At 64.0% G+C, this 17,083-nt stretch carries 11 protein-coding genes; 5 read left to right on the top strand and 6 right to left on the bottom strand.

All coding sequences use genetic code 11. The annotated features are described in order from the left end of the window. Positions 1–109: 109 nt before the first annotated feature. Positions 110–331, bottom strand: a complete 222-nt coding sequence (locus EFL26_RS23940; RefSeq protein WP_148046792.1) for a hypothetical protein — start codon at positions 329–331, stop codon at positions 110–112. 794 nt (positions 332–1,125) lie between these two features. Here EFL26_RS23940 and EFL26_RS20740 point away from each other — a divergent pair. Next, on the top strand, positions 1,126–2,325 hold the full coding sequence (locus EFL26_RS20740; RefSeq protein ID WP_123224810.1) for a hypothetical protein: 1,200 nt from the start codon (positions 1,126–1,128) through the stop codon (positions 2,323–2,325). A gap of 135 nt (positions 2,326–2,460) precedes the next feature. Here EFL26_RS20740 and EFL26_RS23935 read toward each other — a convergent pair whose 3' ends face one another. After that, entirely contained in the window at positions 2,461–3,000 is a 540-nt protein-coding gene (locus EFL26_RS23935; protein WP_148046791.1) for a hypothetical protein, read from the bottom strand. A 79-nt stretch (positions 3,001–3,079) separates the two neighbouring features. On the opposite strand from EFL26_RS23935, the gene EFL26_RS20725 reads away from it, so the two are divergent. The 3 genes from EFL26_RS20725 (at position 3,080) to EFL26_RS20715 (ending at position 8,480) form a co-directional block, all read left to right on the top strand. After that, complete coding sequence (locus EFL26_RS20725) at positions 3,080–3,760, top strand: hypothetical protein (protein ID WP_123224807.1); 681 nt, start codon at positions 3,080–3,082, stop codon at positions 3,758–3,760. A 281-nt stretch (positions 3,761–4,041) separates the two neighbouring features. Then, the gene (locus tag EFL26_RS20720) at positions 4,042–4,848 is read left to right on the top strand and encodes a Hachiman antiphage defense system protein HamA (protein WP_123224806.1); all 807 of its coding nucleotides are present in this window, start codon (positions 4,042–4,044) and stop codon (positions 4,846–4,848) included. Beyond that, complete coding sequence (locus tag EFL26_RS20715) at positions 4,845–8,480, top strand: DEAD/DEAH box helicase (RefSeq protein WP_123224805.1); 3,636 nt, start codon at positions 4,845–4,847, stop codon at positions 8,478–8,480. Before EFL26_RS20720 ends, EFL26_RS20715 begins: the two co-directional genes overlap by 4 nt. Before the next feature lie 273 nt (positions 8,481–8,753). On the opposite strand, the gene EFL26_RS20710 is transcribed toward EFL26_RS20715, so the two are convergent. Further along, positions 8,754–9,092: a TraM recognition domain-containing protein gene (locus EFL26_RS20710; protein WP_123224835.1), complete on the bottom strand. Its 339-nt coding sequence runs from the start codon at positions 9,090–9,092 to the stop codon at positions 8,754–8,756. Between EFL26_RS20710 and EFL26_RS20705 the strand changes: the two genes are divergently transcribed. Further along, the gene (locus EFL26_RS20705; RefSeq protein WP_148046790.1) at positions 9,010–11,910 is read left to right on the top strand and encodes an AAA family ATPase; all 2,901 of its coding nucleotides are present in this window, start codon (positions 9,010–9,012) and stop codon (positions 11,908–11,910) included. The two genes, EFL26_RS20710 and EFL26_RS20705, sit on opposite strands and share 83 nt — an antisense overlap. A gap of 358 nt (positions 11,911–12,268) precedes the next feature. Here EFL26_RS20705 and EFL26_RS20700 read toward each other — a convergent pair whose 3' ends face one another. From EFL26_RS20700 to EFL26_RS20690, 3 genes are all read right to left on the bottom strand, one after another. After that, positions 12,269–12,676, bottom strand: coding sequence for a very short patch repair endonuclease (locus tag EFL26_RS20700; RefSeq protein ID WP_123224803.1), 408 nt, complete (start codon positions 12,674–12,676; stop codon positions 12,269–12,271). Between the two features lie 645 nt (positions 12,677–13,321). Continuing rightward, positions 13,322–15,640 carry a molybdopterin-dependent oxidoreductase gene (locus tag EFL26_RS20695; RefSeq protein ID WP_123224834.1) on the bottom strand — a complete coding sequence of 773 codons (2,319 nt, stop codon included), beginning with the start codon at positions 15,638–15,640 and terminating at the stop codon, positions 13,322–13,324. Between the two features lie 306 nt (positions 15,641–15,946). After that, positions 15,947–17,059, bottom strand: a complete 1,113-nt coding sequence (locus EFL26_RS20690; RefSeq protein WP_123224802.1) for a cobalamin-independent methionine synthase II family protein — start codon at positions 17,057–17,059, stop codon at positions 15,947–15,949. Positions 17,060–17,083: the final 24 nt, after the last annotated feature.

The raw sequence follows: 17,083 nt of genomic DNA, 5'->3' as shown, positions 1-17,083 counted from the left end.
GACCTGGCCACCAGTGGGGACTTTTTCATGGCCACGGACACCCCGGGTGCGGCAACGGCCGCCGTTTGCACTCCGGGGCACACTCGAACGGTTTCCACGATGAAGGCGATCAACGATTGTGCGCGGAGTTGAAGGGGCTTGCTTGGGGAGCAACGGGCGGGCTCATGCGGCCGACGAACTCCTCGACCTCGTCTCGTTCTCGCATACGTTGGGCCAGCACGGTGCACGCGAGCAGAGCGTTCCGCCGGGCCTGGACCTGAGTGGTGACGGGCCAACGCGCAACGCCGGTGATCAGCATCCATGGGTCAGGTTTCCACATCGCGGCCTTCATTGAAGATGCTCACGTCCTTCGCTAGAGGTCGCATCGCGACACCCCGAGACATGAGCGCGGGAGGAAAGACGGGAGGCGTACGGGATTGGATCGCGGGCGCCTGAAGGCTTCTTCGTCGGTCGCCGACACCGCGTGCGCGCGCCCCTCCGTCAGCGTTGGCCCTGGCACCTCCGCCTCGCGCACGCTCTTGACGAATCCGGCGCCCGCATAGCCGCGGTCACCGGCGCCGCTGCCTTCGGCATGAGCGGATGCGCGATTAGGCGGCGGTAAGACTCAGGTCCTCCGGCCGTTGTGGACATGGGCGAAGCCCGGCAGCTCAATGACAATGGCCGTCGTCCCGTGAGCTCGTCTGGTGCAGCAAACGACTACTACTGAGGCTGATCCTCTGTCCATGACCGCACGACATCGCGCCCGGCCTTCCAAGCTGAGACAACTAGGGCGACTGTGGCTGCGATAGGAATGACGGCCAATGACTTCCAGGGCCACGGCAGTTCCAAGGCGATAAGGAAGGCAGCGATGGCGGTGAAGCTGCCGTAGATTCCCAAGACCTTTCCCTTCGGGGAGACGTTGGGGTTCCACGGCTGTGACACGCGGGGAGCCTACGTCGATGCTTGGTGCTTTGGCACCGTACGCCCATATCGGGTCGGCAACTCGCGGAAAGACGCACCTGCTTGTCGGGTCTTCATAGCTCCCTCCGAAACTTCGGGGCGAAGCAATCCGGGGTGGTGGGTTTGATGCCTCGTGATGCGCCTCGGACCGAACTCGAATGGAGAGTCTGACATGAGAATGCTGGGGTGGCGGAAGCGAGCATCGACGGAATGGGCTTCTTCGACGGCGCGAACGCCGGCGGTGCCTTTCGGTTGTCTGAGGCAGCGCAGGAGGACGCGTCCGAGACCATCGATGCGTGGCGCATCGAGTTGCGAGCCGGGAGCCAGATCGTCGTCGCGCGCGGTAAGTCCGGTGCAAACTATGAGCTGGTGCGCGATGAGGCCTTGGCTGCGGCAAACAAAGGGCTGGACCTCATGTGCCTGCGCGGGGCGCCGCCATTGGCGATCCGTCATGCAGCTGCAGAGCATGTCGCTTGGTGGTCGGAGCGCTCCGAGTCAGTCATTCGCCTATTGAGTGCTCCGACGATAACGCTGGGCGCTCCGAAGGTGACCGTGACTGGGGGTGTGCCGGTCTTGCCGCCTGTGCCCGTGTGGCAGGAGAGCGCACGCTATTTCCGGCTGTCTCAGCTCACCGACGACTTGTTTGATTCGTTCCGCAACGTGTACCTCGCACTGGAATCGATCCTGGACTCCCTAACCCCGCAGCGCACTGTGCGACCTAAGGAAGGCGAGGGTGAGTGGTTCCGTCGAGCACTTACGGAGGCGGACAAGGTCGTCGGTCTAGTTGCGCATGCTCCTGAAGGTGCTGCGGATCCGGTCGAAGCCCTGTACGACGAGCTCTACTCTTCGACCCGGAACCTCGTGTTTCACGCCAAGTCCACTCGCGCTTACCTCTTGCCGCACAGCAGCTCTCAACGTCGTGCGGTTGAGGAGACCACCAGGCGCGCGGCTCGTCTTTACCTTGCGCTGGCCCAGGAGGTCATCCATCTACGACCGTCGATGAGTGGTTGGTTCGCAGGATTCTGGCGCCAAAGTCTTGAGGCGATTGGCCCTCGGCTTGGCATGGTGGTGACCAACGACGCTTCGCCGTTCGCGCCAGACGACACCGCTGTCAATCCGAGCGGCGGCGCACTGGTCGAGCTCGACGTGAATCGGGCGCAGGAGTACGACCGGCCATTCGAGCACGCCTTCCTCGGTACTGGGCCAGGCAACGAAGTCGCCAGCCTCGGGCGGATTACGCGAGTCTGTTCAACCGTCGACGGTGAGCCATCCGCAGCGGCAATTCCCGACGGGGAACTTCTCGTAACTGAGGTCGACCGGTTCGAGACGCTGCTTGTCCTTCGTGCGCGCAATGCGAATGAACCGAAGAGGGACTTCGCTTCCTGAAGACCCAACAGGGCCCGCTCCTGCGCGTTGACAACTGAACTTCCCTCAGGGGTCTCTAAGCCGTCGAGGGAGCGGCTGATTGGCGGCGGTGTGACGCGCCATTGTCGAGCGCAACCATTGAGGAACTTCTTGGGGTTAGGCCTCCGACCTGTCTCTGGACTCAGCCAATTGCTGCAGTCGCAGTACCTCTGCGGCTTCAAGGTTCCGGCGCTGTTCCGCCGTCATGCCGACTGATGCAAGGAGACGGTCGATCACTATCCGAAGGCTCGCGTCTACGCTCTCGAAGAGTTCAATCAGGCCGTAAAGCTCCGCGAGCATCTCTTCTCGTCCACTGAACGAACCGAAGTCAAGTTCGTGCTGTCTGAAGAAGCGATGGGCCAACCGGTTTCGCTCTTCGAGTGCGGCCCGAAGGTTGGGTAACACGTCGCCGTCTTCATGGACATGGGGACCTAGGAGGCTCACCAGCCGTCCCATCGTGGACCCCAGATGCTGCTCGAGGAACGCATCGAAATCGTCGCCGCTACCTCGTGCTGCCGCCGTGCGTGCGACGGTCAGGACGTTGGCAAGTCCACGCTCCAGTACTTGGGCCTGGTAAGCGGCCCGGCCATAGACCGCGAACACCTCTTTGATCTGATAATCCTCGTCATCAAGCTCCTCGCGAACGACTTTCTCCATGCGACGACGCTACTGGCGAACTGGCGCAACGCGGCGGGATCACGCGCGCTCGCGCCTTGCCGGGATTAGGGTCGGTGGGATGAAGCCGCGCCAGGAAACGGACTGGGTCGATGAGTTCGTTGGGGCGCTTGCGGGGATGCTCACTGCCGGAGTCGCAACCGATCCTATGGCTCGGCTCAGTGCCAAGGCGCGAGCCGAACTCGCCAGGACGCGGTCCATCGCCCTCCGCGCCGCCGAAGACTTGGCGGGTATGACTCGCGAGGATCTCGGAGAGCGTATTGCGGCCAATCCGAAGCTTGTTCCGATCGCTGCCCGGGTCCTTTGGCAAGCAGGAATGACTGGTCAGGACGAAGTTCTCGAAGCCCTGGGTGCGGTTCTAGGCAACGCAGCGGCCCATCCAGATCGGGCCGATGAGGCCGAGGTTCTTCTCCTCGGGATCGAGGCCCTCCGGCGGCAACACATTGCCCTACTGCGTGTGATGGCAGGCCCGCCCCAGTGGAAGTCGAACGAGCCAGAGCCGTACCAAGACCTCCAACCCGTCCAAGTGACCGCGTTAGGCGAAGCAGAGCGTTGGAACGTAGAAGCCCTGGCGGAGGCATCCGGCATGACTGATGACCAGGCTGCCTTAGCCGCCACTGGGCTCTCTAACGCTGGGTTCGCCCGTGCATTGAGCGTGTTGGGCGGCACTGGGTTTCAGGTGACTGAGATGGGACAAGTCCTTCTCGAGGTCCTAGACGTGTACGAGACACGGCGGGCATGAACTGACCAGCGGTGTGACGAGGGTCTCGGCACACCGTGGTACGAGCTGCGCATGCTCTCGAAACCCGCCGCGTTGGAAGCGACGCTCAGACCATGGCGCCATCGTGGTCGATCGTTGGCCCGGCCGTTGTCGACAGCAGGCTCGGCGGACTACTACGTCGCTATCAAACAGCTCAGAGCCAAGCCGAGCGTTTCCCTGACGGTGACACTCCTGGATGTCCTAGGCTTTTCGCCGCTGAGTAGCGGTGAGCTAGCGGGTCGTTGGGACGGGGATCGGGCGACATGAAGGAACTAGGTCTCGACCTCGCTGAGGTCCGGTCCTTCTTCATCGAGACGCTCAATGACCCGTACGTGGTCGTGATGATTCTTGACGACAAGACGGCAGCGTGGTCTGAGCTGCTGGGAGTGCCTGCTCGCCGCTGCTACATCGCAGATGCGACGCTTCAAGCGATCGTCGATGACAAGAAGTTGCCTTTCGAGACCGTCGTGGAGGCGGTGCTTCCGGACAAGGGCTCGGTCATGGCTGGCGACTACGGCGAAATCGTGGGTGCGATCTACCTCGCTTCCACGATCACAGGCGACGTACTCGAACCCAAGATGTGGCGGCTGAAGAGCCGGCGGACGAGAGCCTCAGAAGGGTCAGACATCGTTCAGTTCCAGTTGCCCCAGTGGCCAGTCCCATCCGACCAAGATGTCGTCTTGTGTGCCGAGGTGAAGACGAAATCGACGAACGGCAGCTCGACTCCGGTGGCAGATGCGATCGCGGACTCGCGGAAGGACCGCGAAAGTCGATTGGCCAAAACGTTGCTGTGGCTTAAGGAGCGAGCAATTCTCGGACACCTTGGGACTGTCCAGCTCGACCACATCGAGCGCTTTGTGAAGGCGACGGACCATCCACAGGCGACGTACGAGTTCCGCGCCGTCGTTGTTCTCAGCTCGGAGTTGGTCGATGCGGAACTGGCAGGGGTGACGGTGCCCCACCTGGGTGAGTGCACATTGGTGGTCATCTCTGTTCCGGACCTCAAGGCCAACTACGAGAAGTTATTCGAGGTGCTCCTCGAAAAGTCTGGCGTGGACGTCGTTTCATGAGGCAGGTACTCCGGCGGTGGGTTGCCGACGCAGACACCCGCCAGAGCCTGCGGGAGTACAGCCTCCAGTCTGAGGTCGCTGGACTCGACTATCAGGACGGCCGAAGCTTTGACCTATACGTGTCGCTCGTCGGAGAACTCTTTGACCTGATGCGAGAGCCCCCAGCAGATTCACGGGACTGGGCCACTCTGGGGAACGCGCTTTCGGGTGTTGCACGCACCTTGACTGGCTCCGCCGAACTGGACGCAACGTTCTTCTCAGCAGCGGCATTCTACGGCGGGGGCTACTCGGCCTCGGCATACGTGACGATGCAGCAAGTAGCGACACAAGACGCGTGGAGCGACGATGCGTACCGCGCTTGTTACGACTTCTTAGCTCGACCATCACGGATGGCGTCCGAGCGTGTCCAAACTCTTCTCCGCGCATTGGCGAGCGGTGATGTCGCCAGCATCGAGGCGGCGGCCGCCGGCGCTCAGCGAGCGGTTGAGTCGTCGCTCGAGGTCGGTCCCGACCAATGGATAGCCGAGCGCACCTATGCGTCGCTACTCGACCGATTTCGGGTGACGAATCTCCGTGCCGTGCTGCCGGATGGCGGCTCGTCACGTTGGGACCCTCTCGTCGGCTCCTTGTTGAACCGCCGCCGCCCGGTCTGGGACTTCTTCCCGTCGCAGATCTCGGCGATCCAGGCCGGTCTTCTTTCAAGTGACGAACCCTTCTCGCTGCAGATGCCGACCGGCGCCGGCAAGACAGCGCTTACCGAGACGCTCCTGTTCAATCACTTGGTCGAACGGCCAGATGACCTAGCAGTCCTGCTGGTCCCCTACCGAGCATTGGCAAGGGAACTTCGAGGATCACTCGCCCGGCGACTGACTCGCATAGGCATCGCTACTCGAACCGTGTACGGCGGGACAGTGCCTAGCTACGAGGAGATTCAGGGAGTCGACGAGCTCCGCGCGATTGTCGCTACCCCCGAGGCATTGACGGGCCTGCTGGGTTCTGCTCCTGAACTCGTCGCACGCATCTCGCTCATCGTGTGCGATGAGGGGCATCTGCTTGACCAGCCAGGTCGAGGTGTCGCCCTCGAACTTCTGCTCGCTCGACTGCTGGGACGTGAAGGCGGGCCGCCTCGCACTGTCTTCGTCTCCGCGATCGTTCCGAACATCGAAGAAATCAACGCTTGGTTGGGAGGTTCGGCCGACACCGTTGTGCGAAGCGACTTCCGTCCGGCGGAGGCTGAATATGCGGTACTCCGACCCGCTGGAAGCGGACGCTCAACCAGAGTCGGTCTGCAGATGCAGGCTGTCGACACCACCATTCCAGCCCACACTCTGAATGACTTCCTGCAGGACTCAGATTTCCGGTTCCGGAATGAGACCACCGGGAACCTCAACACCTTCCAGTTCGGCTCGGTGAAGACTCAAGCGATCGCCGTCGCCCGCAAGTCGATGGCACTGGGGACGGTGGCCGTCTTCTCGGCGACAAAGACTGGCGATCAAGGCGTGGCGGGCCTCGCAGATGAGCTCCTGCGACAGCTGAGGAGCAACGTCCCTCTTCCACGTCCCTTGGACTCTGTAACGGATCGTGCTCGACTCGACTCGGTCGGCGACTATCTCACCCGCGAGTACGGCCCCAATTGGGTAGGTACGGCTTCCCTTACAGCCGGGGTCGTCGTGCACCATGGGGACATACCTCAGGAAACCCGCGAGGCAGTTGAGGAGCTGCTCAGCGACGGCGTCGTTCGAATGGTGCTCTGCACGGGTACGCTCGCCGAAGGTGTAAACCTGCCCATCCGCACCCTTGTCCTTTATGCGGTCCAGCGCCGGTCCCGAACCGGTAGACCGATCCCGATGTTGGCGCGGGACATCAGAAACCTAGTTGGTCGCGCAGGTCGGGCCGGGAGCTCGACCAAGGGGCTCGTCATCTGCGCGAACCCCAACCAGTGGTCCGCTGTGCGCCCGGTCGCGATTGGCCAGCCCGGAGAGGACGTCCACGGTGCTCTCCGCTCGCTGGTGCAGGCACTACAGAACTCAATCCAAACGGGAACTCGCCTTACCACGGAGCTGCTCGAAGGCGCCGCCGCACTCTTCCCTTTGACCGATGGCATCGACTCGACGCTGATCGAGCTTCTTCACGACGAACTCGGCGACGAGGAGTTCCGGCAGGCGGCCGCCGCGCTCGCCCGCAACACTTTTGCGGCTCAGCAGCTTGACCAGCGCGGACAGACCTTGCTCTCCACGGTCTTCGCTATGCGCGCAACGCGGCTTTCTGATCTGCGAACGCGGGGTCGTATGCCGTGGATCCGCGAGACCGGGGCTCGAGCACGACTGGTCGACTCGGTCGTCACTGACCTGGTCCCAGCGCTCGACAGTTGGGACACCATTGAATCGCCGGTCGATGAGAGCCTCCTCGACGCGGTCCTTGCCTGGGCCTACAGGCAACCAGACTTCCAAGCCGACCTCAGGGAAGCCTTTCCTGCTGAAGAGCAAGTCCCGCCGCTCAACCTGCCGGATCGGGCGTCCCTCCGAGACATCGTCGCGTTGTGGATCAACGGTACGAGCTTCCAAGACATTGCTTCGCAGACGAGCCGGTCCGTCGACGAGATACTGCGGATCTACGGCAAACTAGTTTCCTACTCACTAGCGACGTTGGTTGAGCAGGCAGTCGCCGTTCTTCAGCGCCATCTTGCTGACACTGATGTCGTGATCGCGGACGCCGTGGCAATGCTCCCCGAATACCTCCGCTTCGGTGTGTCAACCCCAGCGGCCCGGGCCTTGATGGCGTCGGGTCTTCGACATCGGCGCGCGGCGGTACTTCTTGGCGGCCATTCGGCGATGGTCGACATTCAGAACGTGCTCCGTGAACCTCGCGACATCGCTCGCGGAGTCATCGAGGTCGAGACCGGTTGGACCGAAACACTCGGACGATTCGTGTATGACCGCACCCGTCAGGATCTGGGCGAGTCTTCCGCTGGGCCCGGCGGTCCAGAGGGGTCGGGACCGGATGATCCTGACCGTGACGACCCCGACCCCTACGGGCCGAACCGCTCCACAGAAGCTGCGGGGTTTGGCGAGGAGCCGGGCCAGGGTGGGAAAGATGCGACCGCGGAGGTCAGCGACGATCCAGCGCGGACAGGCGAAGCCGAAGAGGCTGATGGCTGGTCCGACTTCTACTTTGACGCGACTGAGTTGGCGGTCATCGACAACGTGCGGTCTCTCGCCGGTGACATTCTCGACAGCGCCGACGCGGCCCGGGTCGTTCGCGAACTATTGGAATTGGAGCTCGACGATAGATCAATCGCCAGCGTCCTAGCCGACCTTGGCGATGTCGTCGTGAAGTCGGTCAGCGCGGCGCCCACGGACTTCCCGCTCGTGGAGTCGGGGACTGTTCACGAGTACGACTACGGCATGAGACTTGACGAGGTTGCCGTGACCTTCGACGCTGTGCTCTCGGTGGGCCTTCCCTCGACACTCATCCCCCAAGTAGGGGACACGCTAGGTGGATTCGTCGACTACAACGACGGAGAAAGGGCCTCGATCGAGCTGGCTGCCCGGTTGCTTTGTACCGCCCAAGTGCGTGTGGAGTTCGAGGGCGCAGAGATAGTCGAGGTCGCGATCTCCTTGAGCGACGAGTAGCCCGTCGCCACACTGAGTCAGAACCGGCCAAGTGAGGCAATGCCGCCAAGTCGGCAGGGCTCACGCGCGGCGCCCAAACACTGGGAATCAACTATCGACGACTGGTCGCCCTACACCGTAGGACCTAGTCGGCGGGGTGGTCAGTTCGTCCCTCGGGCGCTTGGACCAGAGCGTCACTCTGGGCGAAATGGGGCGCTTCCGGCCACCGCCTGGGGCTCGGCATCCGGTCTTCGATCTGCGGGGCCATCGCTGCTCCACCAGATGCCCCCACCGTCATCCGGGGTTCCAGGGGCGAAGGCGGGTGATGATCGGCGGTGCACTCCGCAGCATCACCAAACCGGTGCCGAACGGCATCGTGCGGATCCGCTCCGGTGGCATGATCGATACCCGCCGGAGCGAGCGCTGCAACGAACGGGCTCCGTAGTCCGTGATCGTCACGGTGTCGGAGGCTTCGTCTCGTTCGCCGATGAGCAATGAGAGTTCCTGCAGGTCTTTCGAGGCGGATGCGCCCCCGAGGATCACCTTGACGATGGAGGCGTCCCAGATGGTGCTCGCGGCGTGTTCTCCCCACCTGGTGCGTGCCTGCGTCGTCGTCTCGAACAAGGTCCTCACTCAGATGGACGGGCGCTGGCGAAGCCTCGACGGCCGGCCCGTCTTCGCGTCGAGGACCGGGCTGTCGGAGCACTACAACGCGCTGCTCGCCGACCGGCTCGCCCGCGACGTCGGCGTCGAGTGGGAAATGCGCCAGCGCGGGGCGGAAAGGAACCCGCGATGGGAGATCGCCGGGGTCAGCGACGAGCTGATCGGTGAGTTCTCGAGTCGCACGCGGGAGATCGAGGTGAAGAAGGATGCGCTGATCGCAGAGTACGTGGCGCAGCATGGTCGGCAGCCGTCGGCGAAGGTCATCGTGGAGCTCCGCGCCCAGGCGACGCTCGCAACGCGTCCGCCGAAGGAGATCCGTTCGCTCGTCGACCTCACCGCCGAGTGGCGTCGGCGCACCTCGGAGCGTGTCGGTGGCGACGCCACGGCGTGGGCTTCGACGCTGCTGGGCGCAGGCGCCATGCCGTTACGGATCGCCGACGTGCCGCTCCGAGCGGTCGAGGCGATCGCCGCGGACGTTGTCGCGGCGGTGAGCATCAAGCGATCTGTTTGGAACCACTGGAACCTGATGGCCGAGGCGTCCAAGCAGACAATGGACCTCCGCTTCGCCACTACCGCTGACCGCGAGTCTGCCATCGCGATGGTCGTCGACTCGGCCCAGGCCCAGTCGGTGGCACTCACCCCGCCGGACCTCACGCTCAGCCCCGCGGGATTCCGGAGGGAGGATGGGACCAGCGTGTTTCGCCCGCGGCACTCGGTGAAGTACTCCTCGACGGCGATCATCGCGGCCGAGGGGCAGTTGTTGGCGCGCTCCGAGGCGAGTGGAGCGCCGACAGTCCGTTCTGCGGTCACGGCTCGCGTCCTTGCCCACTCGAACGGAGGCCTGAGCTCACAGCAGCGGACCGCGCTGGAGAGCATCACGACATCCGGGCGGAGGCTCGACCTCCTGGTCGGGCCGGCGGGCGCAGGCAAGACGACCGCCATGCGTGCGCTTCGTTCGGTGTGGATCACCGAGCACGGCCGGGGGAGTGTCATCGGGCTCGCGCCCTCGGCTGCCGCGGCTCAGGCCTTGGCTGACGACTTGGGTATCGCCTGCGACAACACGGCGAAGTGGCTGACTGAGTTCGATCTCGGGCGCACGAACTTCCGCGAAGGCCAGCTCGTGATCGTCGACGAGGCGACGCTAGCCAGCACGGCCACGCTCGACCGGATCACTGGCATCGCTGAGTCCACCGGCGCCAAGGTGCTGCTCGTCGGCGATCCGTACCAGCTGCAGTCTGTCGACGCTGGCGGCGCCTTCTCGTTGCTCGTCGACCGGCGAACGGACGCTCCCGAGCTCACCGAGATCCACCGCTTCACCAATTCGTGGGAGAAGCACGCCTCGCTGGCGCTGCGACGCGGCGAGGTCGAGATCATCTCCACCTACGCGCGGCAAAAGCGCATCCGCGAGGGGCTCACGGACGAGATGCTCGACCAGGCGTACGACGCCTGGCGGGCCGATTCGCAGGCGGGCAAGGCGAGCATCCTTGTGACCGAGTCGTTGCACGCGGTCTGCGCGCTCAATGAACGGGCACGTGCCGAACGCCTCTTGCTCGATGGCGCGGCGGACGGCCAGGAGGTTGCACTCGGCGACGGGAGCCGAGCGTCCACCGGCGACGTCGTCATCACGCGTCGCAACGAGCGGACCCTGCGCACATCGGCCGGTGGATGGGTGAAGAACGGCGACCGCTGGCGGATCGCCGACATCAGGCGCGATGGTTCCGTGCTTGTCGACCGCGTCGACCCGTGCCGACGGGGAAAGGCCGTGCTACCTCGCGAGTACGTGGGGGAGCACCTCGACCTCGGGTACGCCGTCACGGCGCACCGCGCGCAAGGCGTCACGGTCGATACCTCACACGTCGTCGTCACGCCTACGACTACGCGGGAGAACTTCTACGTCTCGATGAGCCGCGGTCGCGAGTCCAACATTGCCTACGTCGCGCTGGACCAGCCCGACGACAGCCACACGACGCCCGAACCCGAGGACATCAGCGCGCGGACCGTCCTATTCGGAGTACTCCAGCACAGCGGTGCGAGCGTCGGCGCACTCCAGACCATGGAAGCCGAGTACGAGCTGTACGGCGGCATCGACCGCCTCGCCGCGGAACTGGAGACCATTGCCGCCCATGCCCAGCGCGAACGCTTCGTTGATCTTCTTCGGCGCTCCGGCCTCAGCGATTCGGAGAACAGGGGCGTCACCGAGTCGACAGCTTTCGGCCCGCTGGCGGCCGCGCTCCGCAGGGCCGAGGCGAACCACCACGATCTCGAACGACTTTTGCCGAGCGTAGTCGCACAGCATGGGCTCGAAGACGCCGACGACATCGCAGCGGTCCTGACCTTCCGCGTCGAGGCGGTGGCATCGTCGGTACCGCGAGGCAAGCATGGGGTGAAGCCCAGACTCATTGCCGGTCTGATTCCGGACCCGCTCGGGGTGATGAGCGACGAGGATCGCCAGGCCATCGACGAGCGCAAGCACATGATCGAGACCCGTGCCCGCGCGCTCGCCGAGGAGGCGGTGGCGCAGCTGCCGGCGTGGATGCGCCGGCTCGGATCACCGCCGACAGAGAGGAACGGTCGCGAGTGGTGGCTCGCCCAGGTCAGCACCGTTGCCGCCTACCGCGAGCGCTACTGCGTCGTCTCCGACCTTCCTGTCGGCGGCCGCTCCACGGACGCGGCCCAGGAGAACGACAGACATCGGGCTCTCCAGGCAGTTCGAGCTGCGACGAGCGTGCGCGATCCCGCCAGCCGACCGCGTCAGGCCCTCGAGTCGTCGGCCATGTGTGCTCCATAGGACGCGACGCGGCGCGTCCGTCCACAGGTTTTAACGCGCTGAGCGCTAGCAGGATGTGTGCGGTCTATGCAGTGAAGACCCGAGGAAAGGAGTCCTGATGGTCCTCCTGCTTGCACTCCCGGTGTTCGCGACGGTTGCACTCGCGCACCGGTACCTCCAGATGTACGCGCCGACGAACCGCCTGCTCCGTCGCGTCCGTATGGCGGCGCCGCGGTTTCCAACGGCGGTCGGGCTGCTCGCAGTAGCAGCCGTGTTCCTAATCGCCATGCATATGGTGGCGGAGACCCTTGCCGCTGGCGCTCCCAGCTGGCTCAACCTCGTCGTTCTCGTGCTCGCATGGGATGCCATCAAACTGACGCTACTTGGAGTGAGCACGCTGCTGCTTTGGGTCCGCACCGTCATCAGGCCGCAGCGCGGCCACTATCTGGGCGACGACGAGTTCGGGCGGCTCGTGCTCCCAAACCCGAAACACAGTCCATCCAGCTTGGACGAGCAGCTCGTTGGTGTTGGCATCCCGCTCCCGGTTGTGTCTGACCTTGTCGGCCCAGAACGAGGCGTTGGTCTTCGCGATCGCGTGATGTTCGGGACAACCGTGCCCGAAACAACCGTCGACGAACACGGCGACCGTCGCGCGCGTGAATACGAGGTCCGCCCGCCGGTTCGTCGGGATCGGGCGGTAGTCGACGCGATACCGCAGGCCCGCAGCGTGTGCGGCGCGCCGGACAGCGAGTTCGGGCTTCGTGTCGCGGCCGCGGTTCCCCTGCATCCCGCGCCGGACGCCTGGCGATGAGGCCCAACTGGACATGCTCAGAGTGTTCCGGCGTTCGCAACCAGTTCGTCGTAGTCCCGCACGCGGCGCTGCTCGACGAGGCGCTGAAACCCGACCGAGATGCGTTGCCAGGTCTTGTCGGTTCGGCGGATCGAAGATGATCTCTGCCGGCCCGTCGGAAGGGCCGACGAGCTGCCGTCTGACGTAGGCCACGAAGGCGTTTGATGCCGATTGCCTCCAGTCCCCGAGTTGACCGTCCCACGGGAGTTTGACGCTCATCGACCTCTGGCGCCGCGCTTGGCGAGCACGCCTCCGCCGCCGGAGTTGGGCACGGTCGCTCGACCGAAGTGCAGCGCCGGTTGGTCACAAGGATGGAGCAGATGTGATCCGCGGCTGATCGTGCTGGACATTCAGGCGCGTTGACTACTGTCTTTTCTGCCACGGTGCCCGCATACTCACAGCAGCGGATCAGGGGGAAGCATTCAGCCCGAACGTCAGAGGAAGCGCAGCGGAGACTATGCCTGAGGCGGCTGGGCGCACTCGAGTGGTGGGTGATGTGGATGGAGTCCGTCGCGCGCCGGAACATCGAGAGGTTCACCGGCCCTCCTTTACGGCGCGACTGACCGCATCTGCGCCTCGGCGTCAATCTGAGTGCGGCGCATGCTTTGTCACTGTGACATCGGGCGCCTCGCCGAGGAACTTCTCAACCCGGACGCGGGCTAGTTGACCGCTGCAGCCTTGGCTCAGCCTGGAGGTGCCTGCGTCCAGAGTGACGCTGTTGGGGTTTCCGTGGATGCATGTCGGGCGCCCATCAAGATCGGCGGGTTCGAACCAGGCACCAGTTGATAGCTGAACGGCACCATCGACTACGTCGTTTGTGACGACCGCACCTGCCAAGAGTTGGCCTCGGTCGTTCCAGACGCGCACCAGGTCTCCGTCAGCGATGCCTCTCACCGCAGCGTCTCGCGCAGCGATCCGCAGGGGTTCTCGTCCAGACACCTTGCTGTGTCGACTTGTTCGGCCCGGATCCAACTGGCTGTGGAGCCGGGTGGCCGGATTGTTCGCGACAAGTTGAAGAAAGCCCTGCTGTTGTTCAGAGACGGTGACTCGTTCGGAGGGCTCGAGCCAGGTCGCATGGCCCGGGCAGTCGTCATAGCCGAACGAAGCGATGACTTCGGAGAAGAGTTCGATGCGCCCGCTCGGGGTGGGCAGGGGATGGCGATCCGGATTCCTGCGGAATGCCTCGATCGGCGTTTCGCCTCGGGGGCGAGTAGGGATGTCCAATCCGCCGACGCGCCAGAACTCATCGCGATCGGGTGGGTTCAGACCCACCGAACTCATGGATTGCTGGACTTGGGCGACCATGACGTCGAGCCATTGGTGGCTACTTCTTCCTTCGGTGTACTCCTCCCGGACTCCTAAGTGTGCGGCCAGGTCAGCGAAGATGTCGAAGTCATCCCGCGTCCCGGCAAGCGGTGGCACGAGCTGGTGCATCGCGATCAGTCGGGTATCCTGACGTCCGGCGCCAAGGTCGCTCCGCTCCATCGATAACGTGACCGGAAGGACGACGTCGGCGTGACGTGCCGTGGCGGTCCAGTACTGCTCGTGCACTACCACCGTGTCCGGTCGGGCAAAGGCTTCGCGGAGCCGAAATAGATCTTGATGGTGATGGAACGGGTTGCCGCCTGCCCAATACACAAGGTGGATGTCCGGATAGGTAAGCACATGGCCGTCAAAGTCGTAGTCCTGGCCCGGCCGAAGCAACATGTCGGCGACCCGGGCAACAGGGATGAACGTGGCCACGCGGTTTTTGCCTTGCGGAAGTGCGGGGATCGGAAACGCCATTGGCAGCTTCCCGTGGCTTCCCATGGACCCGAGGCCATACGAGAACCCCCGGCCTGGCAGTCCGACTTGTCCCAACAGCGCTGCAAAGCTCAGCGCAGCCCAGAGTGGCTGTTCTCCAAACTGAGAGCGTTGAAGGGAGTACGTCGTGTTAACCAGCGTGCGGGAACTAGCAGCTCGGCGGGCGAGGAGGACCACGTCGGAAGCTGCGACACCGCAGATTCCTTCGGCCCACGATGGGGTCTTGGGTATGCCATCGGTCTTCCCGAGGACATAGTCGGCGAATCGGGGGAATCCAACGGTGTACCTGTCCAGGAAGCGCTCGTCGTGGAGCCCCTCGTTGATGAGCACGTACGACAAGGCGAGTAGAAGCGCAGTGTCACCGAAGGCTCGCATAGGGATCCACTCGCACGGCAGGTCCGTCGGGACGTCATCGCGCACTGGACTGACGCTGACAACGGTGCCTCCATTTGCGGAATAGCGGCGCAGATTCTCGTGTCCGCAGTGGTCGGCCACACCGCCGGGCGCTACGAGCATGTTCTTCAGCGGGATGCCACCAAACGCGAGAATGAGGTCACTTCCGGTGATAATCGCTTCCCAGTCATGCCAGAGCGACGTAACCGTGTCGACGGCGTCGACGACATGCGGGAGGAATACCTCTGCTGCTCCCGTGCTGTAGGTGCCCTTGGAGGCGACGTAGCCGCCGGCGACGTTGAGGAAGCGGTGCACGTGGCTCTGCGCGTGGTGAAACCGCCCGGCCGACGACCATCCGTAGGACCCGCCATAGATCGACTCGTTGCCGTGGAGCTCGATGACTCGCCGGATTTCGTCCCCGACGAGTCGTACGGCCTCGTCCCAGCTCACTGGTATGAACGGGTCGCGACCTCGGATGCTCGGTCCTGGGCCGGCTTCGAGCCAACCGCTGCGGATCATGGGCTGGGTCACTCGTGTTGCGTGACGAGCGGTGTCGACGAGGTTGCCCATGAGGGGAGGTGTCTCGCCGACGCTACAGGTCGGTCGAATGTCGAGCTGTTCGCCCAACCAGCGGCCTTCAAATGGGCCCCAGTGGGAGCTGTGGACGCGGTAGCCCTGCTCGTCAGACCTCGGTTGAACAGCCATGGAGGCAACCTTCCAGTCGATGCGCTCGCCTTGGGGGCCCGGCTGCCGCGCACGGAGGGCGGCGCCACGGTGCAGTGGTGTGACGGCTTCCTTCCGCACCGCGGCAAGTCCTCACGTGATGGTCCTATGCAAGTGTTGACCTGTATGTGTTGTGAGTTCGTCTCGGGTCGCCGGCAGGTAGATACAGCAGTGAGAGTCGGCGAGATTACGGCGCGGCGCGTGGGGAGCGTGAGCGGGATCTTACCGTGGGATTGCTCGTTGCTTCCGTCGTGGGCGGGCGGTTGCCCGCCCACGACGGAAGTCGACTCAGGCCCGCTTCTCGATCAGCTCGTTGCGCACCATCGCCGCGCCATCAGCAAGAGCACGCAGCTTGCCGGCCGAGATCATCCGAGGCAGATTGATCAGACCGCAGTCGGTGCTCAGGCCGAGGTTCTCTGCCGGGACGAACTCCAGAACCTGCCGGATACGGTCGGCGACCTCGTCGGCCGTCTCGGTAACAGTGGACTTGACATCGATTACGCCCGCGACGAATGGCTTGTCCCAGTTGTTGTCCAGGAGCGGCTTGAGGTCGTCCGATCCCGTACGGCCGACCTCGTAGTTGAGCGCGTCGATGTTGGCGTCGAGAACCTGCGGGAAGATCGGCACGGCCTTTTGTGGCGCCGGCGCGCTGCTGGACCGCTGATCGAGCACCCAAGCACCGAACTCCTTGTCGTCCTCGTTCGGGAAGTAGCCGGGGGTCCCGGAGTAATTGCCCCAGCACGTGTGCACCCAGAATTGGCAGTCGACGCCTTCAACGGCGGTGTTCAGGACCTCGATCTCCCAGTCGCCCATGCCGTAGGGCCAAACGAACTCGTCGATCTGGATGATGTCGCAGCCGTTCTCCGCCAGTTCCTTGAAGTCCTCGTTGAACGCTTTCGCGATCGCCATCGCAAGCTCGCGGGTTTCCTTGTAGTACTGGTTGTTCGTCGCGGCGGCGAGCACCTGAATGCCCACGTACGAGACCTTGACCGGCTTCTTGGTCGCCTTGCGAGTGGCGCGGAGGTTTGCGAGGTGGAACGGGGCTTCGCGGCGCACCTCGCCCACGCAGCTGGGTGCGAAGAGCGTGGAGTAGATCGGCAGACCGATCGGGGGTCCGGCCTGCTTGTAGCCAGACATCCGCTCGGTGTAGTGGTAGAGGATCTGACCGTAGGGTGAGTCGCCGCCGTAGACCCTGCCGTCACTGATGATGTCCAGACCCGCGGCCTCCTGGTCATGGACGATCGCCCCCACGGCGTCGTCGAACGCCTCCCGGCTGACCGCGTCGTACACGAACTCGCCCTTGGGGAATGCCGCGAAGGCCTGGCCGTCATACCAGCGCGGGTTCGGGTAGTTGCCGACCATCGTGGTCGGGAGAAGAACATCTTGAGAGCCGATCCGCATCGGGGACTCCTTTCCTGGTGGGTG

The organism is Nocardioides pocheonensis, assembly GCF_003725535.1.
In the GTDB taxonomy this organism is placed as follows: Bacteria; Actinomycetota; Actinomycetes; order Propionibacteriales; family Nocardioidaceae; genus Marmoricola; species Marmoricola pocheonensis.
This window is presented reverse-complemented; position numbering and strand designations above follow the sequence as displayed.

Coding starts and splice junctions, on each gene's coding strand:
- EFL26_RS20705 (WP_148046790.1), top strand. CDS start 9,010: ATGGAGGCGTCCCAGATGGTGCTCGCGGCGTGTTCTCCCCACCTGGTG.
- EFL26_RS20690 (WP_123224802.1), bottom strand. CDS start 17,059: ATGCGGATCGGCTCTCAAGATGTTCTTCTCCCGACCACGATGGTCGGC.
- EFL26_RS20695 (WP_123224834.1), bottom strand. CDS start 15,640: ATGGCTGTTCAACCGAGGTCTGACGAGCAGGGCTACCGCGTCCACAGC.
- EFL26_RS20720 (WP_123224806.1), top strand. CDS start 4,042: ATGAAGGAACTAGGTCTCGACCTCGCTGAGGTCCGGTCCTTCTTCATC.
- EFL26_RS20725 (WP_123224807.1), top strand. CDS start 3,080: ATGAAGCCGCGCCAGGAAACGGACTGGGTCGATGAGTTCGTTGGGGCG.
- EFL26_RS20700 (WP_123224803.1), bottom strand. CDS start 12,676: ATGCAGGGGAACCGCGGCCGCGACACGAAGCCCGAACTCGCTGTCCGG.
- EFL26_RS23940 (WP_148046792.1), bottom strand. CDS start 331: ATGAAGGCCGCGATGTGGAAACCTGACCCATGGATGCTGATCACCGGC.
- EFL26_RS23935 (WP_148046791.1), bottom strand. CDS start 3,000: ATGGAGAAAGTCGTTCGCGAGGAGCTTGATGACGAGGATTATCAGATC.
- EFL26_RS20715 (WP_123224805.1), top strand. CDS start 4,845: ATGAGGCAGGTACTCCGGCGGTGGGTTGCCGACGCAGACACCCGCCAG.